This is a genomic window from Allofournierella sp. CML151 (assembly GCF_027853465.1).
Lineage (GTDB): Bacteria > Bacillota > Clostridia > Oscillospirales > Ruminococcaceae > Allofournierella.
This window is the reverse complement of the sequence record NZ_JAPNNW010000007.1, coordinates 1-16,801: the sequence shown is the minus strand read 5'-3', so window position 1 is coordinate 16,801 and position 16,801 is coordinate 1. Positions and strand designations below refer to the sequence as shown.

The following is a 16,801-nucleotide window of genomic DNA, read 5'->3' as shown; positions in this document are numbered from 1 at the left end:
CGTCCTTGAGTCAAAAGGAGGTTCATCATCATGAAGGTTAAACCTTCCGTGAAACCCATCTGCGAAAAATGCAAGGTCATCAAGCGCAAAGGCCGCGTGATGGTCATCTGCGAAAACCCCAAGCACAAGCAGCGCCAGGGCTGATTTAAAGCCCAAAACGCTAGGGGGGCAAGTGCGTAGATTCCCGGCGCAGCCCCCGACATGGACATGGGATGTTAATTTAGGAGGTTTTTAAACTATGGCACGTATTGCCGGCGTTGACCTGCCCCGCGAGAAGCGCGTTGAAGTAGGCCTGACTTATATCTATGGCATTGGTCCCAGCACTGCTAAGCAGATCCTGGCTGGTACCGGTATCAATCCCGACACCCGCGTTAAGGACCTGACCGCTGAGGAAGAGGGCCTGATCCGTGAGTATCTGGACAAGAACAACATCATCGTGGAAGGTGACCTGCGCCGTAACGTTGCGCTGGACATCAAGCGTCTGGTGGAAGTCCAGTGCTACCGCGGTGTCCGCCATCGTAAGGGCCTGCCCGTTCATGGTCAGCGCACCAAGACCAATGCCCGTACCCGCAAAGGTCCCAAGCGCACTGTGGCGAACAAGAAGAAGTAAGGAGGAGCAAGAGAAATGGCAATCAAAGCTGCTGCTAAAAAGGGCGCCGTCCGCACCAAGCGGCGCGAGCGCAAGAACATTGAGCGCGGCGCTGCTCACATCCAGAGTACCTTTAACAATACCATTGTTACCATTACGGATACTCAGGGCAACACCGTTTCTTGGGCCAGCTCTGGCGGTCTGAACTTCCGCGGTTCCCGTAAGAGCACTCCGTTTGCTGCCCAGTCCGCTGCCGAGACCGCAGCGAAGGCCGCTATGGAGCATGGCATGAAGACTGTTGAAGTGTACGTGAAGGGCCCCGGCGCTGGCCGTGAGGCTGCCATCCGTGCCCTGCAGGCCACCGGTCTGGAAGTCAACATGATCAAAGACGTTACCCCCATCCCCCACAACGGCTGCCGTCCCCCGAAGCGCCGCCGCATTTGATCGAAAGGAGAAACTACAGTTATGGCTAAGAATATGCAGCCTATCGCAAAGCGCTGCCGCGCTCTGGGCATTTCTCCTGCTGTTATGGGTTATGCGAAGAAGAACACCAATCGCAATCCTGGCGGCCAGATGAGAAAGAAGAAGAGTGAGTACGCTCTTCAGTTGGCCGAAAAGCAGAAGGTCAAGTTCGTCTACGGCATCATGGAGCGTCAGTTCCGTTCCTACTACGAGAAGGCCAGCCGTATGCCCGGCAAGACCGGTGAGAACCTGCTGATCCTGGTGGAGCGCCGCTTGGACAACGTGGTTTACCGCCTGGGCTTCGCCGCTACCCGTCGTGAGGCTCGTCAGCTGGTGAGCCACGCTCACTTCACCGTGAACGGCAAGAAGGTTAACATTCCTTCTTACCTGGTGAAGGCTGGCGACGTGGTTGAGGTTGCCTCCGCCAGCCGCTCTTCCGTGAAGTTCAGCAAGCTGACCGGTGAGGACGCCCCCGTGGTTGCCCTGCCCCAGTGGCTGGATCGTGAGAAGAACTCTCTGAAGGGCACTGTTACCAAGCTGCCCGTTCGCGAGGATATCGACCTGCCGGTTGAGGAACACCTGATCGTTGAGTTGTACTCCAAGTAATAAGCTCAGCGCATAGGGAAAGCGAACAACAAAGGCCGGCCAAACGTGCTTTGGCCGGCCCACCAAGGAGGGTTTTACTATGATGGAGATTGAACGCCCCAGAATCGATACCACCAGCCTGTCTCCGGACGGCCGCTACGGCAAGTTCGTCGTTGAGCCTCTGGAGCGCGGTTTTGGTACCACCTTGGGCAATAGCTTACGGCGTGTCCTGCTTTCGTCGCTTCCCGGCGTTGCCGTCACCAGCGTAAAGATCGATGGCGTAGTCCACGAGTTCAGCACCATTCCCGGCGTGAAAGAAGACGTGACCGAGATTGTACTGAACCTGAAGGGCATCGCCGCCAAGCTCTACGCCGACGGACCTGTCACCGTGCGCATCGAAGCGTCCGGTGAGGGGGAGGTTACTGCTGGCAGCATCAAGCCCAGCGATGAGATCGAGGTGCTCAACCCCGAATGGCACATCGCCACCCTGGAAGAGAACGGCAAGCTCGTGATGGAGCTGACCTTCGACAAGGGCCGCGGCTATGTGCCGGCAGAGCGTAACAAGCAGGCTGTGCTGGAAAAGAACGACCTGAATGTTCTGCCCATCGACAGCATCTACACCCCCGTTCTGAAAGTCAACTACACGGTGGAAAACACCCGCGTTGGCCAGATCACCGACTACGACAAGCTGACTCTGGAAGTTTGGACCGACGGCACCATCAACGCCAAAGAGGCTGTTAGCCTGGCGGCCCGCGTGCTGACCGAGCACCTGAACCTGTTTGTCAACCTGTCGGAAGAGGCCATGGGCGCTGAGATCATGGTGGAGAAGGACGATAAGGGCAAGGAGAAGGCTCTGGAGATGACCATCGAAGAGCTGGATCTGAGCGTGCGTTCCTTCAACTGTCTGAAGCGTGCCGGCATCAACACCGTGGAAGACTTGATCAACAAGTCCGAGGACGAAATGATGAAAGTTCGGAACCTCGGCCGCAAAAGCCTGGAAGAAGTCATGGCAAAGCTGGACTCCCTGGGCTTCACACTTACCAAAGACGACGAGTAATTACTGCAAAGGAGTGAAACGGGATGCCCGGTACCAGAAAACTCGGCCGGACCAGCGATCACCGCAACGCTATGCTGCGCGCTATGGTCACCTACCTGTTTGAAAACGGCAAAATCGAGACCACCGTTACCCGCGCCAAGGAAGTTCGTTCCATGGCGGAGAAGATGGTAACCCTGGGTAAGAAGGAAGATCTGCATTCCAAGCGTCAGGTCTTCTCCTACATTACCAAGGAGACCGTTGCCAAGAAAGTCATCGATGAGTACGGCCCCAAGTACGCCGACCGCAACGGCGGCTACACCCGCATCATCAAGATCGGCGCCCGCCGCGGCGATGCTGCCGAGATGGCGATCATCGAGCTGGTTTAATCAAAGCCTGCGATCCCTGCCCTGTAACGGGCAGGGATTTTTTGCTGTTTCAGGGAATTGGAATGCAGCTGGAAAATCCGGCAGTCCAACCTGAATTTCACAGCAAAGAAGCCCCCGAAAATATTGACGGAACGCCCCGGGATGCCTATAATAAAAGTTGTTGTTTTTCCCGCCCGAGGGGTGCGGCCGGAATGGTGCGCGCCGTGCAGGGCGATCCCATTGGCAAAGGAGCGAATTGACCCATGAAACCCTTGATCCTGCAATCCGACTTCGGCCTGGCAGACGGCGCGGTGAGCGCCATGTACGGTGTGGCCGAGGGCGTGTGCGACAGCCTGCGCGTGTACGATCTGACCCATGACATTCCCCAGTATGATATCTGGGAAGCCAGCTACCGCCTGATCCAGACGGTGCAATACTGGCCTGAGGGCAGCGTGTTCGTGAGCGTTGTGGACCCGGGTGTGGGAAGCGACCGGCGCAGCATTGTGGCAAAGACCAGCGGCGGTCATTACATTGTCACACCGGACAACGGTACCCTGACCCACATCAAGCGGATGAGCGGTATCGTAGAGGCCCGTGTGATCGACGAGACGGTCAATCGCCTGCCCAATTCCGGCGAGAGCTACACCTTCCATGGCCGTGACATCTATGCCTTCACCGGCGCGCGCCTGGCTTCCGGCGTGATTGGCTGGGAAGAAGTAGGCCCGGCCATTGATCCGGCCAGCATTGTGGAGCTTCCGGTGGTGGATGCTGTGCTGGATGGTGATGTGGTGAGCGGTACCATTGACGTGCTGGACGTACGGTTCGGCAGTCTGTGGACCAACATTCCCCGCACCCTGTTCGCGGCATTGAACATCGAACACGGCCAGCGGGTGGAGATTACCATCAGCAACGACACCCGGGTGCTGTACAAAAACATTATGGTATACGCCAAGAGCTTCGCGGATGTGTATGTGGGTGAGCCTCTGCTGTATGTGAACAGTCTGGACAACCTGGCTGTAGCCATCAACCAGGGCAGCTTTGCCCGGGCCTATAACATTGGCACCGGTACCTCCTGGCGCATCAGTGTGCGCAAGGCACCCCGTATGATCTACGAATAAGGTCCGTCCGGGCCGGAATTTAGAGAGTTCTTGCGTGCTTCCGGTCCGTGATTCATACAAGAAAAAGTGAGGGAATCGTCATGAAAAAAATGTCTGTAAAAACCGTTGTCGCCATCGGTATTGGCGCAGCTCTGTTCTTTGTGCTGGGTAAGATCTCTATTCCCACCCCGGTACCCAACACCTATGTAAGCCTGCAGTATGCTATCCAGGCTGTGTTTGCCGGTCTGTTCGGACCCATCGCCGGCCTGGTAATCGGTCTGATCGGCCATGCTTTGGTGGACTTCACCGCTTACGGCCCCTGGTGGAGCTGGATCATCGCTTCCGGCGTGTTCGGTCTGCTGACCGGCCTGTTCCTGGGCAAGCTGGATCTGGAGAGCGGCGAGTTCGGCAAAAAGCAGATCATCCTGTTCAATGTTTCTCAGCTGATCGCCCATGTGATCTGCTGGGGTCTGGTAGCTCCCGTTCTGGACATTGTGATTTACAATGAGCCTCTTGAGAAGCTGTTTGCTCAGGGCCTGACCGCCGGTATCGTGAACGCCATCACCACCGGTGTGGTGGGCACTATCCTGCTGGTTGCTTACGCCAAGACCCGCGCCAAGAAGGGCTCCCTGAACAAGGAGTAATCCACCGGCCTGGTTGGCCTTGATCCCGAGCAAAAGCGGGGCCTTCCGGCAAAGTACGCCGAAAGCCCCGCTTTTTCTATGAATAGCCCGCATTGAACGGCGGGCAGATATTTCCAAACAGGGAATGTGTTTTCCCTGCAATACCGCCGCCCCATCTTCCGGCGCGCGGGAAGAGCTACAAAAACGGAGGAACCGCCGTGGCACAGCCCATCATTGAATTCAAGAATTTTGGCTTCCAGTACGACGCCCAGGCAGAGCCCACATTGTATAACATCGATCTGGCCATTCAGCCGGGAGAACGGGTGCTGATTGCAGGCCCGTCCGGCAGCGGCAAGAGCACTATTGCCAGCTGCATCAATGGATTGATCCCTTTCAGCTATCCGGGCCGCTGCACCGGCAGCCTGACGGTGGACGGAGTGGATGCGCCCAATGCCAGCATCTTTGAGCTTTCCAAGCATGTGGGCACCGTTCTGCAGGACCCGGATGGCCAGTTTATTGGCCTGACCGTGGGCGAGGACATTGCCTTTGCGCTGGAAAACCAGTGTGTTGCTCAGCCGGAGATGAAACAGACCGTGGAGCGAGTGGCCCGCCTGGTGGATGTGGAAAATCTGCTGGAGCAGGAACCGCATGCTTTGAGCGGCGGGCAGAAGCAGCGGGTGAGTTTGGCCGGTGTAATGGTGGATGACGTAAAGGTCCTGCTGTTTGACGAGCCGCTGGCCAACCTGGACCCGGCCGCCGGCAAGCAGACCATTAAGCTGATCGACCAGGTGCAGCAGAAGACAGGGGCTACGGTGATCATCATCGAACACCGGCTGGAGGACGTGCTCTGGCGCAGTGTGGACCGAATTGTACTCATGGGGGAAGGCCGTATTCTGGCGGATACCACCCCTGAGGCCCTGCTGGCTGGGAATCAGCTGGCGGAAAACGGCATCCGGGAACCTCTGTATATCACGGCTCTGAAGTATGCGGGCGTATCGCTGGAAGCAGAGAAAAAGCCCGCTCACGTGGATACGCTGTGCCTCACCGAACAGGACAAGGCAGCGGTTCGCACCTGGTACCAGCAGACGGTGGCCCGGCCGCAGGCTCCTGCGGCGGCTCCGCTGCTGGAGGTCAAAGATCTGTGCTTTGGTTACAGCGAGGGCGTGACCAACCTGCGGGATGTGAGCTTCACGCTGAATGAGGGCGACATGGTGAGCATTGTGGGCCGGAACGGCGCGGGCAAAAGCACCCTGGCCAAGCTGATCTGCGGCTTTGAAACACCCCGCAGCGGCAGTGTGTGGCTGAATGGCCGGAACCTGGAGGGAGATACCATCAAGGAGCGGGCCGCTCACATCGGCTATGTGATGCAGAACCCCAACCAGATGATCAGCCAGAGCCTGATTTTTGACGAGGTGGCGCTGGGCCTGCGCACCGCGAAGCTGCCGGAGGACGAGGTGGAGCGCCGGGTGAACGAGGCGCTCACCATCTGCGGGCTGTATCCCTTCCGGAAATGGCCGGTGTCTGCGCTGTCCTTTGGCCAGAAGAAGCGGGTGACCATTGCCAGTGTGCTGGTGATGCAGCCCAAGGTGCTGATTCTGGACGAGCCCACCGCCGGTCAGGATTTCCGCCATTACACTGAGATCATGGAATTCCTGCGCAGCCTGAACCAAAAGGGCTACACGGTGATCATGGTTACCCATGATATGCATCTGATGCTGGAATACACCAGCCGCGCTCTGGTATTTAACCAAAGCCGGATGATCGGCGACCTGACTCCTGCAGAGCTTCTGTGCGACAGCACTCTGGTGGAGCAGGCGGCTTTGAAGGAGACCAGTCTCTTTACCCTGGCCCAGAAATGCGGCATTCAGCCGCCGGAGGCCTTTGTACAGCATTTTATCGACTACGACCGGGAGGTACGCGACAAGTGGCAAACAGTTTGATCCTTTCCTATCTGCCCCGGGGCAGCGTGGTGCATAAGCTTACCGGCACCACCAAGCTGATTGTATTCCTGCTGTTCAGTGTGGCCACCATGGTTACCTACGATACCCGGGTGCTGGTGGTTTTTCTGGTGATGAGCCTGGCCATCTTCAAGATCAGTCGGGTGCACTACCGGGATGTAAAGCTCATTTTGTGGATGGCGTTTGTCTTCCTTTTGCTGAATAACCTGTTCGTGTACCTGTTCAAGCCGGAGTACGGCGTGGAGATTTATCAGAGCCGCACCCTGCTCGTGCAGCTGATCGGGCCCTATACCATCACGGTACAGCAGCTGTTCTATCATCTGAATATAACGCTGAAGGTTGTTGTGGTCATTCCGCTGGCCCTGGTGTTCATCCTGTGCACCGATCCCAGCGAGTTTGCGGCCAGCCTGGCCAGCATCGGTGTGAGCTACCGCATTGGCTACGCGGTAGCCCTGGCGCTGCGCTACATTCCGGATGTGCAGCGGGATTATCACAACATCAACCAGGCCCAGCAGGCTCGTGGTGTGGATATTTCCGGCAAGGATAAGCTGATGGACCGGCTTAAGGGCAGCGCAAACATTCTGCTGCCGCTGATTCTGGGCAGCCTGAACCGCATCGAGGTCATATCCAATGCCATGGAGCTGCGCGGCTTCGGCAAGAACAAGCGCCGTACCTGGTACGCAAAGCGGCCCTTCGCCACCCGGGACCGGGTGGTGCTGATTCTTGGTGCAGTGATTGCCATTGGCTCGCTGATTTTCACCTTCTGGGACGGCAACCGCTATTACAACCCGTTTATCTGATTGAAATTGCCCGCCTTGTACGAAGCTCTTCCGGCGAAGGCGGGCGTTTTGTATGTGCAAAATGAAAAAATTGGGCACAATACCGAGGATGGGAGAAAAAGTTTGGTTATTTTGATAGGGAAATAACAAGCGAAAACCGGACAAAAAGCACCCTTCAGCCGGTTAAAGTCGGAGATTTTGCGCAGAAAAATTGGGCAAAACGCCCAATTTTGACGCATGGAAGAACAGCGGGCCGGGCAAGCCGCAGAAAATGACGAAAAGAATAGAATTGCCGAGCATAAAAGTAAATTTTATGTTAATATTAAATTGAACGATGTCTGCCCCAAACGGGCAAAACAACCATTTAACAACGTAAGGAGCGTTTAATGATGTATCAATCCAACGGTACAGAGATCCACATGGCAAGCAACGGCGTTGCTGAACTCGGTCTGATCGCCACTCCCGGCGCACAGGAGTTGACCGCCCTGATCGATCGCCATCTGGTGGCTTGGGCCCGTGAAAAGGGCGTGGACCGCGAGACCTTCATCATCCCCAGCGAATGCCCCCGCTTTTCTTCCGGCGACGGCAAAGGCGTGATCCGCCAGAGCGTTCGCGGCGACGACTTATACTTTGTGGTGGATGTGGGCAACTACAGCTGCAAGTACAAGATGTTCGGCAACGAGAACTGCATGAGCCCGGACGATCACTACCAGGATCTGAAGCGCCTGATCCAGGCTGCTTCCGGCAAGGCACGCCGCATCACCGTCATCATGCCTCTGCTCTACGGCAGCCGTCAGCATCGCCGCTCCTACCGGGAAAGCCTGGACTGCGCTTACGCGCTGCAGGAGCTGCACAGCATGGGCGTTGAGAACATCATCACCTTTGACGCTCATGACCCCCGCGTTTCCAATGCGGTGCCCCTGATGGGCATGGACAACGTGATGCCCACCTATCAGGTGCTGAAGACCATGTTCAAGTGCATCGAGGACTTCAAGCCCACTCGTGACAACTTCATGGTCATCAGTCCCGACGAGGGTGCCATCAACCGGAATATGTACTACTCCAGCGTGCTGGCTGTAAACCTGGGCATGTTCTACAAGCGCCGCGACTACTCCCGCATCGTGAACGGCCGCAACCCCATCGTGGCGCACGAGTACTTGGGCGAGAGCGTGGAAGGCAAGGACGTATTCATCGCCGACGATATCATCTCCTCCGGCGAGAGCATGCTGGACATCGGCTACGAGCTGAAGAAGCGCGGTGCCAAGCGCATCTTCTGCTACGCCACCTACGCCATCTACACCAATGGTCTGGCCGAGTTCGATAAGGCCTACCAGGAGGGTATCATCTCCGGCGTGTTCGGCACCAACCTGACCTACCGCACCCCTGAGCTGCTCAGCCGTGAGTGGTTCCATGAGGTGGATGTGTCCAAGTACATCGCTCATTTCATCGACGCCATCAACCACGATATGAGCATTGGCGATATCATCGATCCTCACAGCAAGATCGATGCTCTGCTGAAGCGCTACAATGTGAAATAAGCAGCTGCTTTTATACAAAAAGTAAAGCAACGCCCCGGCTTTTCAAGGTCGGGGCGTTGCTTTTTTCGTGTGTATGCGTTATTTCAGTTTGGCGAACTGATCGATGGCAGTTTGCAATTGGGCGATTACCTCATCCGTGTCCTCGCCGCTGCGAACGCAGTGCTCCAGGTGTTCGGTGAGGATCAGCTTTGCCACCTGGGTGATGGCACTGTTTACACTGGAGAGCTGGGTCAAAAGATCGCCGCAGGGGCGTCCTTCGTTCACCATTTCCCGGATGCCGTTCAACTGGCCGCTGATGCGGGCCAGACGGCGGTTCACGTCGGCGGAATGTTGGCAGTGGGGGCAGTGCATAGCGGGTCCTCCTCTTGGTTATGGAACATTAAAATCAGATATGCGGAGAAAGCCCCCGCGACAACTTGGAAAACAGAACACCCGGCGCAGCCCAAAACAGGCTTGCCGGGTGTACGAAACGGAAAAATAAAGATTAATTTAACCGCCCGTATATCTTGCCCAGGTGAGATCAAGCACAGGGCCGAAGGGATCGAACACCACATGGTCCACACCCTGTGCCATCACCAGAGCCTGGTCCTGGTACCACAGGGGCGAGATCGCTCCACCAGCCAGCAGGGTCTGTTCCGCCAGAGCGATCTGGTCGGCAGGTGTATTCAGCTGACCGGCCAGCTGCTTGACCTGGCTGTCAAAAGAAGCGGATTCCCAGCCGGTGAGCGCACCCTCCGTGAACTGCTGCAGAAAAGCCACGCTGTCTGAGCTGGAGGGAGAGAAGGGCAGAAGCGCGATCTGGTAATCGCCGCTGGCAACAGTACTTTCCAGTTCATCCAGCGGCACAGCTTTCAGAGTGAAGTAGGCGGAAAATGCCCCCAGGTCCTTCTGCCATTGCTGGCTGACCTGTTCAATCAGGGCCTGATAGTCTGCTCCCTCCGGATACAGTACCTGGATGCCGGAGAACTGCTGCAGCCCGGCTTCGTTCAAACCGGCCCGGCAGAGTTCCTTTACATCCCCAACAGCGGGCATCTGACTTCCCACGGCATCCCGATAGCCGGAGCCGTTTACCTGAATGGCGGGCGGAATCAGTCCGTCTGCGGTGGAAAAACCGGTGGGCAGCTGTTCGACGCCTGCGGCACTGGCGCCCAGGGCGAGCCGCGCGTTTTGCGAGGCCAACTGTTTGTCCTCGCAGTTGAATACCAGTGCCCAGGTGGTGGCGGTATAGGCGATGGAGGGAAGGTTTCCGGCGGCGGATGCCTCATCAATGGCGGCGGTTACATCTCCGGCGGCCACGGCGGCGGCGCCGGTGGCTGGGGTCTGGTTTTGGGCCACCGAGGTGCCGGAGGCAGGCTCCGGTGTGGGGGTGGCCTGTGCGGTGGTATCCAGCACGATGCGCAGGCTGGTGATCAGGCTGCCGCTGGCACTGCGGCGCAAAAACAGGCCGTTTTCGTTCCAGTTATACAGATAAAAATACCCGTTGGCCAATGTGGTGGCTGCGCTCAGGCCGTAGGCGCCGGCACTGTGTTCAAAAAATTCCTCGTTGCAGGGCATGGCACCCGGCTGGGCCAGCTTTTCCAGAAACGCCGGGTCAGGGGTGTCCAGCTGGTAGACCACGGTGCGCTCGTCCGGTGCGCTCACTCCCAGAGCGCCGTTACCGTCAGCGCCCTTCAGGTTGGAGTACAGATCCCGGTAGGGGCTGGCGGTTTCTTCCCGGAACACCCGCTCCATGCCGAACACAAAGTCCGCGGCGGTAAGGGGATATTCCTTCTCATGCTTTTTCAGCTTGGTGTAAGCCAGATTGTCTTTTAATGTAAAGGTATACGTGAGACCGTCTTCGCTCACGGTATAGCTTTCGGCACAGTCCAGCACCGCCTCGCCGTTTTCGTCGATACGGGTCAGGCCCCGGTAAAGATTGGTCACAGCGATGCGCTCGGGGCTTTCCTGAGCGATTTGGGGGTCCAGATTGGCGGGCACGCGATCCACCCGCCAGGTGAAGCTTGCGCCGCCGGAGCCGCAGCCGGTGAGAAGTCCGGCTGTAAGAATCAGGCAAAGCAACAGGCAGAGAATACGATGGAATCTCATGGAAAAAGGTCCTTTCGGTAAACGGCCGGATGGGCCGGTGATGTTGAAGAAAAATGTCCGAAGACATACATCTTTAGCTTATCAAAAAATGAGGCAAAATACAAACCCGCACCGGGACAAATGACGCAAAATCCGTAAATAAACCGTAAATTTTGCCGCTTCCCGGTTGATTTTGCCGCCAAATGGCCGAAATGCCCGGTAAGACCGGGGGATTTGGTTGCGCGGGCGGCCAAAAGTGACTATAATAGCAACAGACCATTTTTGATCACACCAATCCAAGAGAATCAAGTACCAACAAGGGAAAAGGGGTTTTGCAATATGCAGAAGGATCAGCAGCGGCTGGCCGAATTCATCAAGGGCAAAAAGGTAGCCTTCATCGGCGCCGGCGTAAGCCACAAAACATTGATCGGGCAGTTCTGCGCCATGGGAGCACAGGTGACTCTGTGTGATAAAAAGCAGCTGGCGGACTTCGGCGAGTATGCCGATACACTGAACCAGCTGGGCGTGGCCCTGAGTCTGGGCGAGGATTACCTGAACGGCCTGGCCGGGCAGGATATCATCATGCGCACGCCGGGCTTCGAGTATTATACCCCTGCTTTGCAGGCGGCCAAGGCGGCGGGAAGCCTGGTGACCAGTGAGATGGAGCTGTTCTTCGAGTACTGCCCCTGCGAGATCACCGCGGTCACCGGTTCGGACGGCAAGACCACCACCACCAGCCTGATCGCCGCTATGTTTGAGGCGGCGGGCCGTACCGTGCATCTGGGCGGCAACATCGGCCGGGCCCTGCTGCCCATCCTGGATCAGATCGACCCGGCGGACGAGGCGGTGGTGGAGCTTTCCAGCTTTCAGCTGATCAGCATGCGCCGCAGCCCCAAGGTGGCGGTGGTCACCAACGTGACCCCTAACCATCTGGATCACCATAAGGATATGCAGGAGTATGTGGACGCCAAGCGGAACATCCTGCTCTGGCAGGACGAGAGCTGCCGGGCAGTGCTGGGTTACGAGAATGAGATCACCCGTGGTATGCAGGCGGACTGCAAGGGCACCCAGTGCTGGTTCACCCGTCTGCGGGAGACCGACAACGGCGCTTTCCTGCGTCAGGACGGTATGCTTTGCATGGCGGAAAACGGTACCGTGACCCCCATTCTGCATAAGGACGAGATCAAGCTGCGTGGTGTACACAACATCGAGAACCTGCTGGCTGCCTGCGCTGCCGTATGGGGCCGGGTACCGGTGGAGGCCATGGCCAAGGTTGGCTCCAGCTTTACCGGCGTGGAGCACCGCATCGAGCCGGTACGCCTGCTGGACGGCGTGCAGTGGTACAACGACTCCATTGCCTCCAGCCCCACCCGCACCATCGCGGGCCTGCGCAGCTTTGACCAGAAGATCATCATCATCGCTGGTGGCTATGACAAGAAGATCCCCTACGAGCCGCTGGCTCCCGAGATCCTGGAGCATGTGAAGGTGCTGGTGCTCATGGGCCAGACCGGCCCCAAGATTGAGGCGGCGGTGCGTGCCTGCCCCGGCTTTGCAGAAAGCGGCCTGGTCATCGAACACGCCAAGGATATGGCCGAGGCGGTTCAGCTGGCCCGCAAGAATGCAAAGCCCGGTGATGTGGTCAGTCTGTCTCCCGCTTCTGCCAGCTTTGATTTGTACCCCAACTTTGAGGTGCGCGGCCGTCACTTCAAGGAACTGGTGAACGCGCTGTGATCTGTGCGGTCAATTCCGAGCAAACCCGGCGGCGTTTTGCGGCCGCTTTGGCCGATCCCCGGGCTGCCGGCATAGCCTGCCAATTGGGAGCGACGGAGGCGGTGTTCGGAACACTGCCCGGCTCCGGTTGGCAGTTTTACACCGGCGGTGAGGGGGAGACCCCCTTTGCACTGGGCGTCCGTGGGCAGACAGCACTTCTGGCCGGTCCGGCGGATGCCGAAGAACTGGGCGGTTTTCTGGGCTTTCTGGGCGTGAGCAGGCTGCGCTGTGCCGGAACAGTACCGGAGGGCTGGCAGCTGCGGAGACGGTACTCCCGGATGGTTCTGCCCGCCGGTGAGCAGTTGCCCCGGCGGGAGCTGCCTGCGGGTTTTTTGTTGGAGAAACAGCCTGCCGTAAGCCGGGTAACGGAATTCCTCTGCCGGGGCGAAAGCCTGAGCGGGGACCAGCAGACCCGGGACTGCTTTTACAGCGAGACCTGTACGCTGGTGAACCACGGCCGGGCGCTGCTCTGGGCGGCGCAGGATCAGACAGGGGAGATCGCCGCCACGGCGGGAGCTTATGCCATCTGGAACAGAACTGCCTATCTGGCCGGTGTGGAAACCGGACTGCATGCCCGAGAGAAGGGCCTGGCGGGTGCACTGGTGGCCGGACTGGCAAACCGCCTGGCAGAGCAGGGAATTTTAGTGGAGCTGCTGTGCCTGCCTGCCCTGGAAGAATTCTACCGGCGGCTGGGATTTACCAAACAGGGTGAAGTGAGCGGCTATAGCCCTCAGCCGGATTCGGACTGAAAAAAGCCGCCTGTTATCAATACGAGGAAAGAGGATATTATCATACATGATCGAGCAATTTTTTGATGTGAGCCCCCGTTTTCAGGAGCTGGACGCCCGCGCTATGGAGCTGTGCCGCCCGGAATTTGAGAAGATTGACGCCATTCGCGATTACAACCAGGTGAAGATGCTGAAGGCCTTCACCGATAACCGCGTGGCTGCCACCCACATGATGGGCAGCACCGGCTATGGCTACGACGATGCGGGCCGGGACCGTCTGGATCAGGTGTTCGCCCAGGTGATGGGTGCGGAGGATGCACTCTGCCGTCCTCATTTTCTGTCCGGCACCCATGCGCTGACCGTGGCGCTGTTCGGCCTGCTGCGGGCAGGCGATACCCTGCTGGCTGCCACCGGCCGTCCCTACGACACCCTGGAAGGCGTGATCGGTATTGGCGATGCGGGCAAGGGCTGCGGTACCCTGGCGGAGTACGGCGTGAAATACGACGAGGCTCCTCTGCAGGACGGCATGCCGGATTATGAGCTGATTGCCGAAAAGGCGAAGAACGCCACCGTCTGCCATATCCAGCGCAGCCGTGGTTATTCCAGCCGGGCTGCCTTTGACCTGGCCACCATTGAAAAGGTAATCCGCACCGCCAAGCAGGCCAACCCCAACGTGGTGGTTATGGTGGACAACTGCTACGGCGAATTTACCCAGACCGCCGAGCCCACCAGCGTGGGTGCGGATCTGATCGTGGGCAGCCTGATCAAGAACCCCGGCGGCGGCATTGCGCCCACTGGCGGTTATGTGGCAGGCCGGGCCGATCTGGTGGAAAAGTGCGCCCACCGGCTTACCGCCCCCGGCACTGGCCGGGAGCTGGGCTGCACGCTGGACAGCCTGCGCCAGCTGTATCTGGGCCTTTACTATGCCCCTGGCGTGACTGCCGAGGCAATCAAGACCAGCATCTACGCCAGCTGCCTGCTGGATCTGCTGGGGAAGAATCCGCTGCCCAAGTACACCGACCCCCGCAACGACATCATCACCAGCTTTGAAACCGGCGACCCGGCGGCCATGGTGGCCTTCTGCCAGGGCATTCAGGCGGGCAGCCCGGTGGACAGCTTTGCTGCGCCGGAACCCTATGCCATGCCCGGTTACACCAGCGAAGTAATCATGGCGGCAGGCGCCTTCACCAACGGCAGCAGCATCGAGCTCAGCTGCGACGGTCCCATGCGCCCGCCCTACACCGTTTACCTGCAGGGTGGTTTGAACTTTGCAGCCAGCCGCGCCGGTGTGCTGCTGGCTGCCCAGCGAGCATTCGACGGCCAGTAAGAAAAACATTCTGAACAAGCCCCGTATCGGTTCGATATGGGGCTTTTTTGTGCTTTGTTTTGTACGATCGGTACTGTGCATTCTTACGGAAAAATTGATATAATTTTGTAAGAACTGCAATACTTTTGAAAGAACAACACAGAGAGTGAACACAATTCACAAAATAATCTTGAATTTCGGAAGGAAACTGGGGATCTTGTTTGCTTGTGAAATATTGCTAAAAAACTGACAAAGTTTTTTCCTGTCAATGAGCAAAAATGTGAAAAATCCCATGCTTGCACTTTGTGAATGATTTGTGTATAATGCCTTGGTGCCCTATTGCAAAGAGAGAGTTTTAAATAGGAGGAATCAACGAAGTGTCTTATGATTTTTTGTGGCAGATCGCTCTGATCCTGGTGAGCACCAAGGTTTGCGGCCTGATTACCCGCCGCTTCCAGATGCCCCAGGTGGTAGGTGCTCTGCTGGCGGGCCTGCTGCTGGGTCCCGCCGTGTTCGGCCTGCTGCCCAGCGACAGTGAAATGATCAAGCAGCTGGCGGAGCTGGGTGTAATCGTGATCATGTTCTCTGCCGGTATGGAAACCGATATCCGTGACCTGAAGAATGCGGGCAAGTCCGGTTTCCTGGTGGCGATGCTGGGTGTTCTGGTACCGCTGTTCGGCGGCGCGGGTCTGGCTGCCTGGCTGGCTCCCACCGAGAATATGCTGCAGAACTTCTTTATCGGTACTGTTCTGACCGCTACCTCCGTGAGCATCACGGTGGAGGCCCTGCGTGAGATGGGCCGCCTGCAGAGCCGGGTGGGCAACACCATTCTGGCAGCTGCCATCATCGACGATATTCTGGGCATCATCGCCCTGACCATCATGACCAGCCTGGGCGGCGGCGGTGAGAGCATTGCCATCGTGCTGCTGAAGATCGTTCTGTTCCTGGTGGTTTGCTGCTTCGTGTACGTGGTGGGCCTGAAGGCTCTGGACTGGTACATCGAGCACACCGGCCGTAAGGATCTGCGGCGTTTCCCCATTGCGGCTTTCGTGGTCTGCCTGATGATGGCCTGGATTGCCGAACACTTCTTCGGTGTGGCTGATATTACCGGTGCCTTTGCGGCTGGTCTGATGATCGGTGCTACTAAGAAGGCGGGTTATATCGCTTCCAAGTTTGAGCCGGTGCAGTACCTGTTCCTGGCTCCCGTATTCTTCGCCAGCATCGGCATGACCGTGGTGCTGCCCGCCATGAATGCCCAGATCGTGATCTTCAGCGTACTGCTGGTGGTGGTTGCGGTTTTGTCCAAGTGGCTGGGCTGCGGCGTAGGCGCTAAGCTGTGCGGCTTTTCCACCCGTGAGTGCAACCAGATCGGCCTGGGCATGGTATGCCGCGGCGAGGTTGCGCTGATCGTTGCCAACAAGGGCGCGGAAGTGGGCCTGATGCCGGATGCTCTGTTCGGACCCGTGATCATCATGGTTATCATCAGCACCATTCTGACCCCGATTCTGCTGAAGCTGGCCTACCGCGGCGAGGATACTCTGAATCTGGAAGAGAGCCCCCTGGAAAACCGCAGCGAGGCTTTGGAACAGCTGGATATCGTTACCGATCAGCTGCTCACCCGCGAACAGGAGATCAAGGAAAAGAATCAGAAAAACTGATTTGGTTTTGTGTGCGGGCCCTGCAAAAGGGCCCGCACATATTTTTTCAAAAAAATAGAAAAAAGGGCTTGCATTCTTTTTTGAGTTATGTTATATTGTTTAAGTCGCCGAACGGAAGGGCGGCAAGATAATCCTCCTTAGCTCAGTCGGTAGAGCATGCGGCTGTTAACCGCAGGGTCGTTGGTTCGAGCCCAACAGGGGGAGCCAGAAAAAAGCGCATCGGGTAACCGGTGCGCTTTTTCT

19 protein-coding genes and 1 tRNA gene are annotated in these 16,801 nt (G+C 57.6%); 18 read left to right on the top strand and 2 right to left on the bottom strand.

The window, feature by feature from the left end; translation table 11 throughout:
- Positions 1-30 precede the first annotated feature (30 nt).
- The 13 genes from rpmJ to PH256_RS06680 all read left to right on the top strand — a co-directional run bounded on the left by rpmJ (position 31) and on the right by PH256_RS06680 (position 9,032).
- Positions 31-144, top strand: coding sequence for a 50S ribosomal protein L36 (gene rpmJ / locus PH256_RS06740; protein WP_058965281.1), 114 nt, complete (start codon positions 31-33; stop codon positions 142-144).
- Positions 145-238: 94 nt separating this feature from the next.
- The gene (rpsM, locus tag PH256_RS06735) at positions 239-610 is read left to right on the top strand and encodes a 30S ribosomal protein S13 (protein ID WP_058965280.1); all 372 of its coding nucleotides are present in this window, start codon (positions 239-241) and stop codon (positions 608-610) included.
- 15 nt (positions 611-625) lie between these two features.
- On the top strand, positions 626-1,033 hold the full coding sequence (rpsK, locus tag PH256_RS06730; RefSeq protein ID WP_058965279.1) for a 30S ribosomal protein S11: 408 nt from the start codon (positions 626-628) through the stop codon (positions 1,031-1,033).
- Positions 1,034-1,054: 21 nt separating this feature from the next.
- Positions 1,055-1,657, top strand: coding sequence for a 30S ribosomal protein S4 (gene rpsD / locus PH256_RS06725; protein WP_058965278.1), 603 nt, complete (start codon positions 1,055-1,057; stop codon positions 1,655-1,657).
- A gap of 79 nt (positions 1,658-1,736) precedes the next feature.
- Positions 1,737-2,693 carry a DNA-directed RNA polymerase subunit alpha gene (locus PH256_RS06720; protein ID WP_087180218.1) on the top strand — a complete coding sequence of 319 codons (957 nt, stop codon included), beginning with the start codon at positions 1,737-1,739 and terminating at the stop codon, positions 2,691-2,693.
- Between the two features lie 23 nt (positions 2,694-2,716).
- Complete coding sequence (gene rplQ / locus PH256_RS06715; RefSeq protein WP_058965276.1) at positions 2,717-3,058, top strand: 50S ribosomal protein L17; 342 nt, start codon at positions 2,717-2,719, stop codon at positions 3,056-3,058.
- Between the two features lie 62 nt (positions 3,059-3,120).
- Positions 3,121-3,297, top strand: a complete 177-nt coding sequence (locus PH256_RS06710; protein WP_270913519.1) for a hypothetical protein — start codon at positions 3,121-3,123, stop codon at positions 3,295-3,297.
- Positions 3,298-3,300: 3 nt separating this feature from the next.
- On the top strand, positions 3,301-4,155 hold the full coding sequence (locus PH256_RS06705) for an SAM hydrolase/SAM-dependent halogenase family protein (RefSeq protein WP_270913518.1): 855 nt from the start codon (positions 3,301-3,303) through the stop codon (positions 4,153-4,155).
- 80 nt (positions 4,156-4,235) lie between these two features.
- Complete coding sequence (locus tag PH256_RS06700) at positions 4,236-4,778, top strand: ECF-type riboflavin transporter substrate-binding protein (protein WP_087183617.1); 543 nt, start codon at positions 4,236-4,238, stop codon at positions 4,776-4,778.
- Between the two features lie 197 nt (positions 4,779-4,975).
- A complete protein-coding gene (locus PH256_RS06695; RefSeq protein ID WP_270913517.1) occupies positions 4,976-6,697 on the top strand; it encodes an ABC transporter ATP-binding protein in 1,722 nt (573 codons plus the stop codon).
- Entirely contained in the window at positions 6,682-7,515 is an 834-nt protein-coding gene (locus tag PH256_RS06690) for an energy-coupling factor transporter transmembrane component T family protein (protein ID WP_270913516.1), read from the top strand. The genes PH256_RS06695 and PH256_RS06690 overlap by 16 nt, the downstream gene beginning before the upstream one ends.
- A 216-nt stretch (positions 7,516-7,731) precedes the next feature.
- Positions 7,732-7,881 (top strand): hypothetical protein, encoded by a 150-nt coding sequence (locus PH256_RS06685; RefSeq protein ID WP_270913515.1) that lies wholly within the window; start codon positions 7,732-7,734, stop codon positions 7,879-7,881.
- Positions 7,882-7,883: 2 nt separating this feature from the next.
- Positions 7,884-9,032 (top strand): ribose-phosphate pyrophosphokinase, encoded by a 1,149-nt coding sequence (locus PH256_RS06680; RefSeq protein ID WP_270913514.1) that lies wholly within the window; start codon positions 7,884-7,886, stop codon positions 9,030-9,032.
- A gap of 78 nt (positions 9,033-9,110) precedes the next feature.
- On the opposite strand, the gene PH256_RS06675 is transcribed toward PH256_RS06680, so the two are convergent.
- Positions 9,111-9,383 (bottom strand): metal-sensitive transcriptional regulator, encoded by a 273-nt coding sequence (locus PH256_RS06675; RefSeq protein ID WP_087183621.1) that lies wholly within the window; start codon positions 9,381-9,383, stop codon positions 9,111-9,113.
- Positions 9,384-9,521: 138 nt separating this feature from the next.
- Positions 9,522-11,117, bottom strand: a complete 1,596-nt coding sequence (locus tag PH256_RS06670; RefSeq protein WP_270913513.1) for an ABC transporter substrate-binding protein — start codon at positions 11,115-11,117, stop codon at positions 9,522-9,524.
- A gap of 318 nt (positions 11,118-11,435) precedes the next feature.
- Between PH256_RS06670 and murD the strand changes: the two genes are divergently transcribed.
- The 5 genes from murD to PH256_RS06645 all read left to right on the top strand — a co-directional run bounded on the left by murD (position 11,436) and on the right by PH256_RS06645 (position 16,765).
- Positions 11,436-12,827 carry a UDP-N-acetylmuramoyl-L-alanine--D-glutamate ligase gene (murD, locus tag PH256_RS06665; RefSeq protein ID WP_270913512.1) on the top strand — a complete coding sequence of 464 codons (1,392 nt, stop codon included), beginning with the start codon at positions 11,436-11,438 and terminating at the stop codon, positions 12,825-12,827.
- 83 nt (positions 12,828-12,910) lie between these two features.
- A complete protein-coding gene (locus tag PH256_RS06660) occupies positions 12,911-13,615 on the top strand; it encodes a GNAT family N-acetyltransferase (protein WP_270913511.1) in 705 nt (234 codons plus the stop codon).
- A gap of 46 nt (positions 13,616-13,661) precedes the next feature.
- Positions 13,662-14,921: a methionine gamma-lyase family protein gene (locus PH256_RS06655; RefSeq protein ID WP_270913510.1), complete on the top strand. Its 1,260-nt coding sequence runs from the start codon at positions 13,662-13,664 to the stop codon at positions 14,919-14,921.
- A 356-nt stretch (positions 14,922-15,277) separates the two neighbouring features.
- Complete coding sequence (locus PH256_RS06650; RefSeq protein ID WP_270913509.1) at positions 15,278-16,558, top strand: cation:proton antiporter; 1,281 nt, start codon at positions 15,278-15,280, stop codon at positions 16,556-16,558.
- Between the two features lie 131 nt (positions 16,559-16,689).
- Positions 16,690-16,765, top strand: a tRNA-Asn gene (locus PH256_RS06645).
- Positions 16,766-16,801: the final 36 nt, after the last annotated feature.

Coding starts and splice junctions, on each gene's coding strand:
- PH256_RS06700 (WP_087183617.1), top strand. CDS start 4,236: ATGAAAAAAATGTCTGTAAAAACCGTTGTCGCCATCGGTATTGGCGCA.
- PH256_RS06685 (WP_270913515.1), top strand. CDS start 7,732: ATGGAAGAACAGCGGGCCGGGCAAGCCGCAGAAAATGACGAAAAGAAT.
- PH256_RS06710 (WP_270913519.1), top strand. CDS start 3,121: ATGCAGCTGGAAAATCCGGCAGTCCAACCTGAATTTCACAGCAAAGAA.
- PH256_RS06655 (WP_270913510.1), top strand. CDS start 13,662: ATGATCGAGCAATTTTTTGATGTGAGCCCCCGTTTTCAGGAGCTGGAC.
- PH256_RS06720 (WP_087180218.1), top strand. CDS start 1,737: ATGATGGAGATTGAACGCCCCAGAATCGATACCACCAGCCTGTCTCCG.
- rpsM (WP_058965280.1), top strand. CDS start 239: ATGGCACGTATTGCCGGCGTTGACCTGCCCCGCGAGAAGCGCGTTGAA.
- rpsD (WP_058965278.1), top strand. CDS start 1,055: ATGGCTAAGAATATGCAGCCTATCGCAAAGCGCTGCCGCGCTCTGGGC.
- PH256_RS06680 (WP_270913514.1), top strand. CDS start 7,884: ATGTATCAATCCAACGGTACAGAGATCCACATGGCAAGCAACGGCGTT.
- PH256_RS06705 (WP_270913518.1), top strand. CDS start 3,301: ATGAAACCCTTGATCCTGCAATCCGACTTCGGCCTGGCAGACGGCGCG.
- murD (WP_270913512.1), top strand. CDS start 11,436: ATGCAGAAGGATCAGCAGCGGCTGGCCGAATTCATCAAGGGCAAAAAG.
- PH256_RS06675 (WP_087183621.1), bottom strand. CDS start 9,383: ATGCACTGCCCCCACTGCCAACATTCCGCCGACGTGAACCGCCGTCTG.
- rpsK (WP_058965279.1), top strand. CDS start 626: ATGGCAATCAAAGCTGCTGCTAAAAAGGGCGCCGTCCGCACCAAGCGG.
- rpmJ (WP_058965281.1), top strand. CDS start 31: ATGAAGGTTAAACCTTCCGTGAAACCCATCTGCGAAAAATGCAAGGTC.
- PH256_RS06670 (WP_270913513.1), bottom strand. CDS start 11,117: ATGAGATTCCATCGTATTCTCTGCCTGTTGCTTTGCCTGATTCTTACA.
- rplQ (WP_058965276.1), top strand. CDS start 2,717: ATGCCCGGTACCAGAAAACTCGGCCGGACCAGCGATCACCGCAACGCT.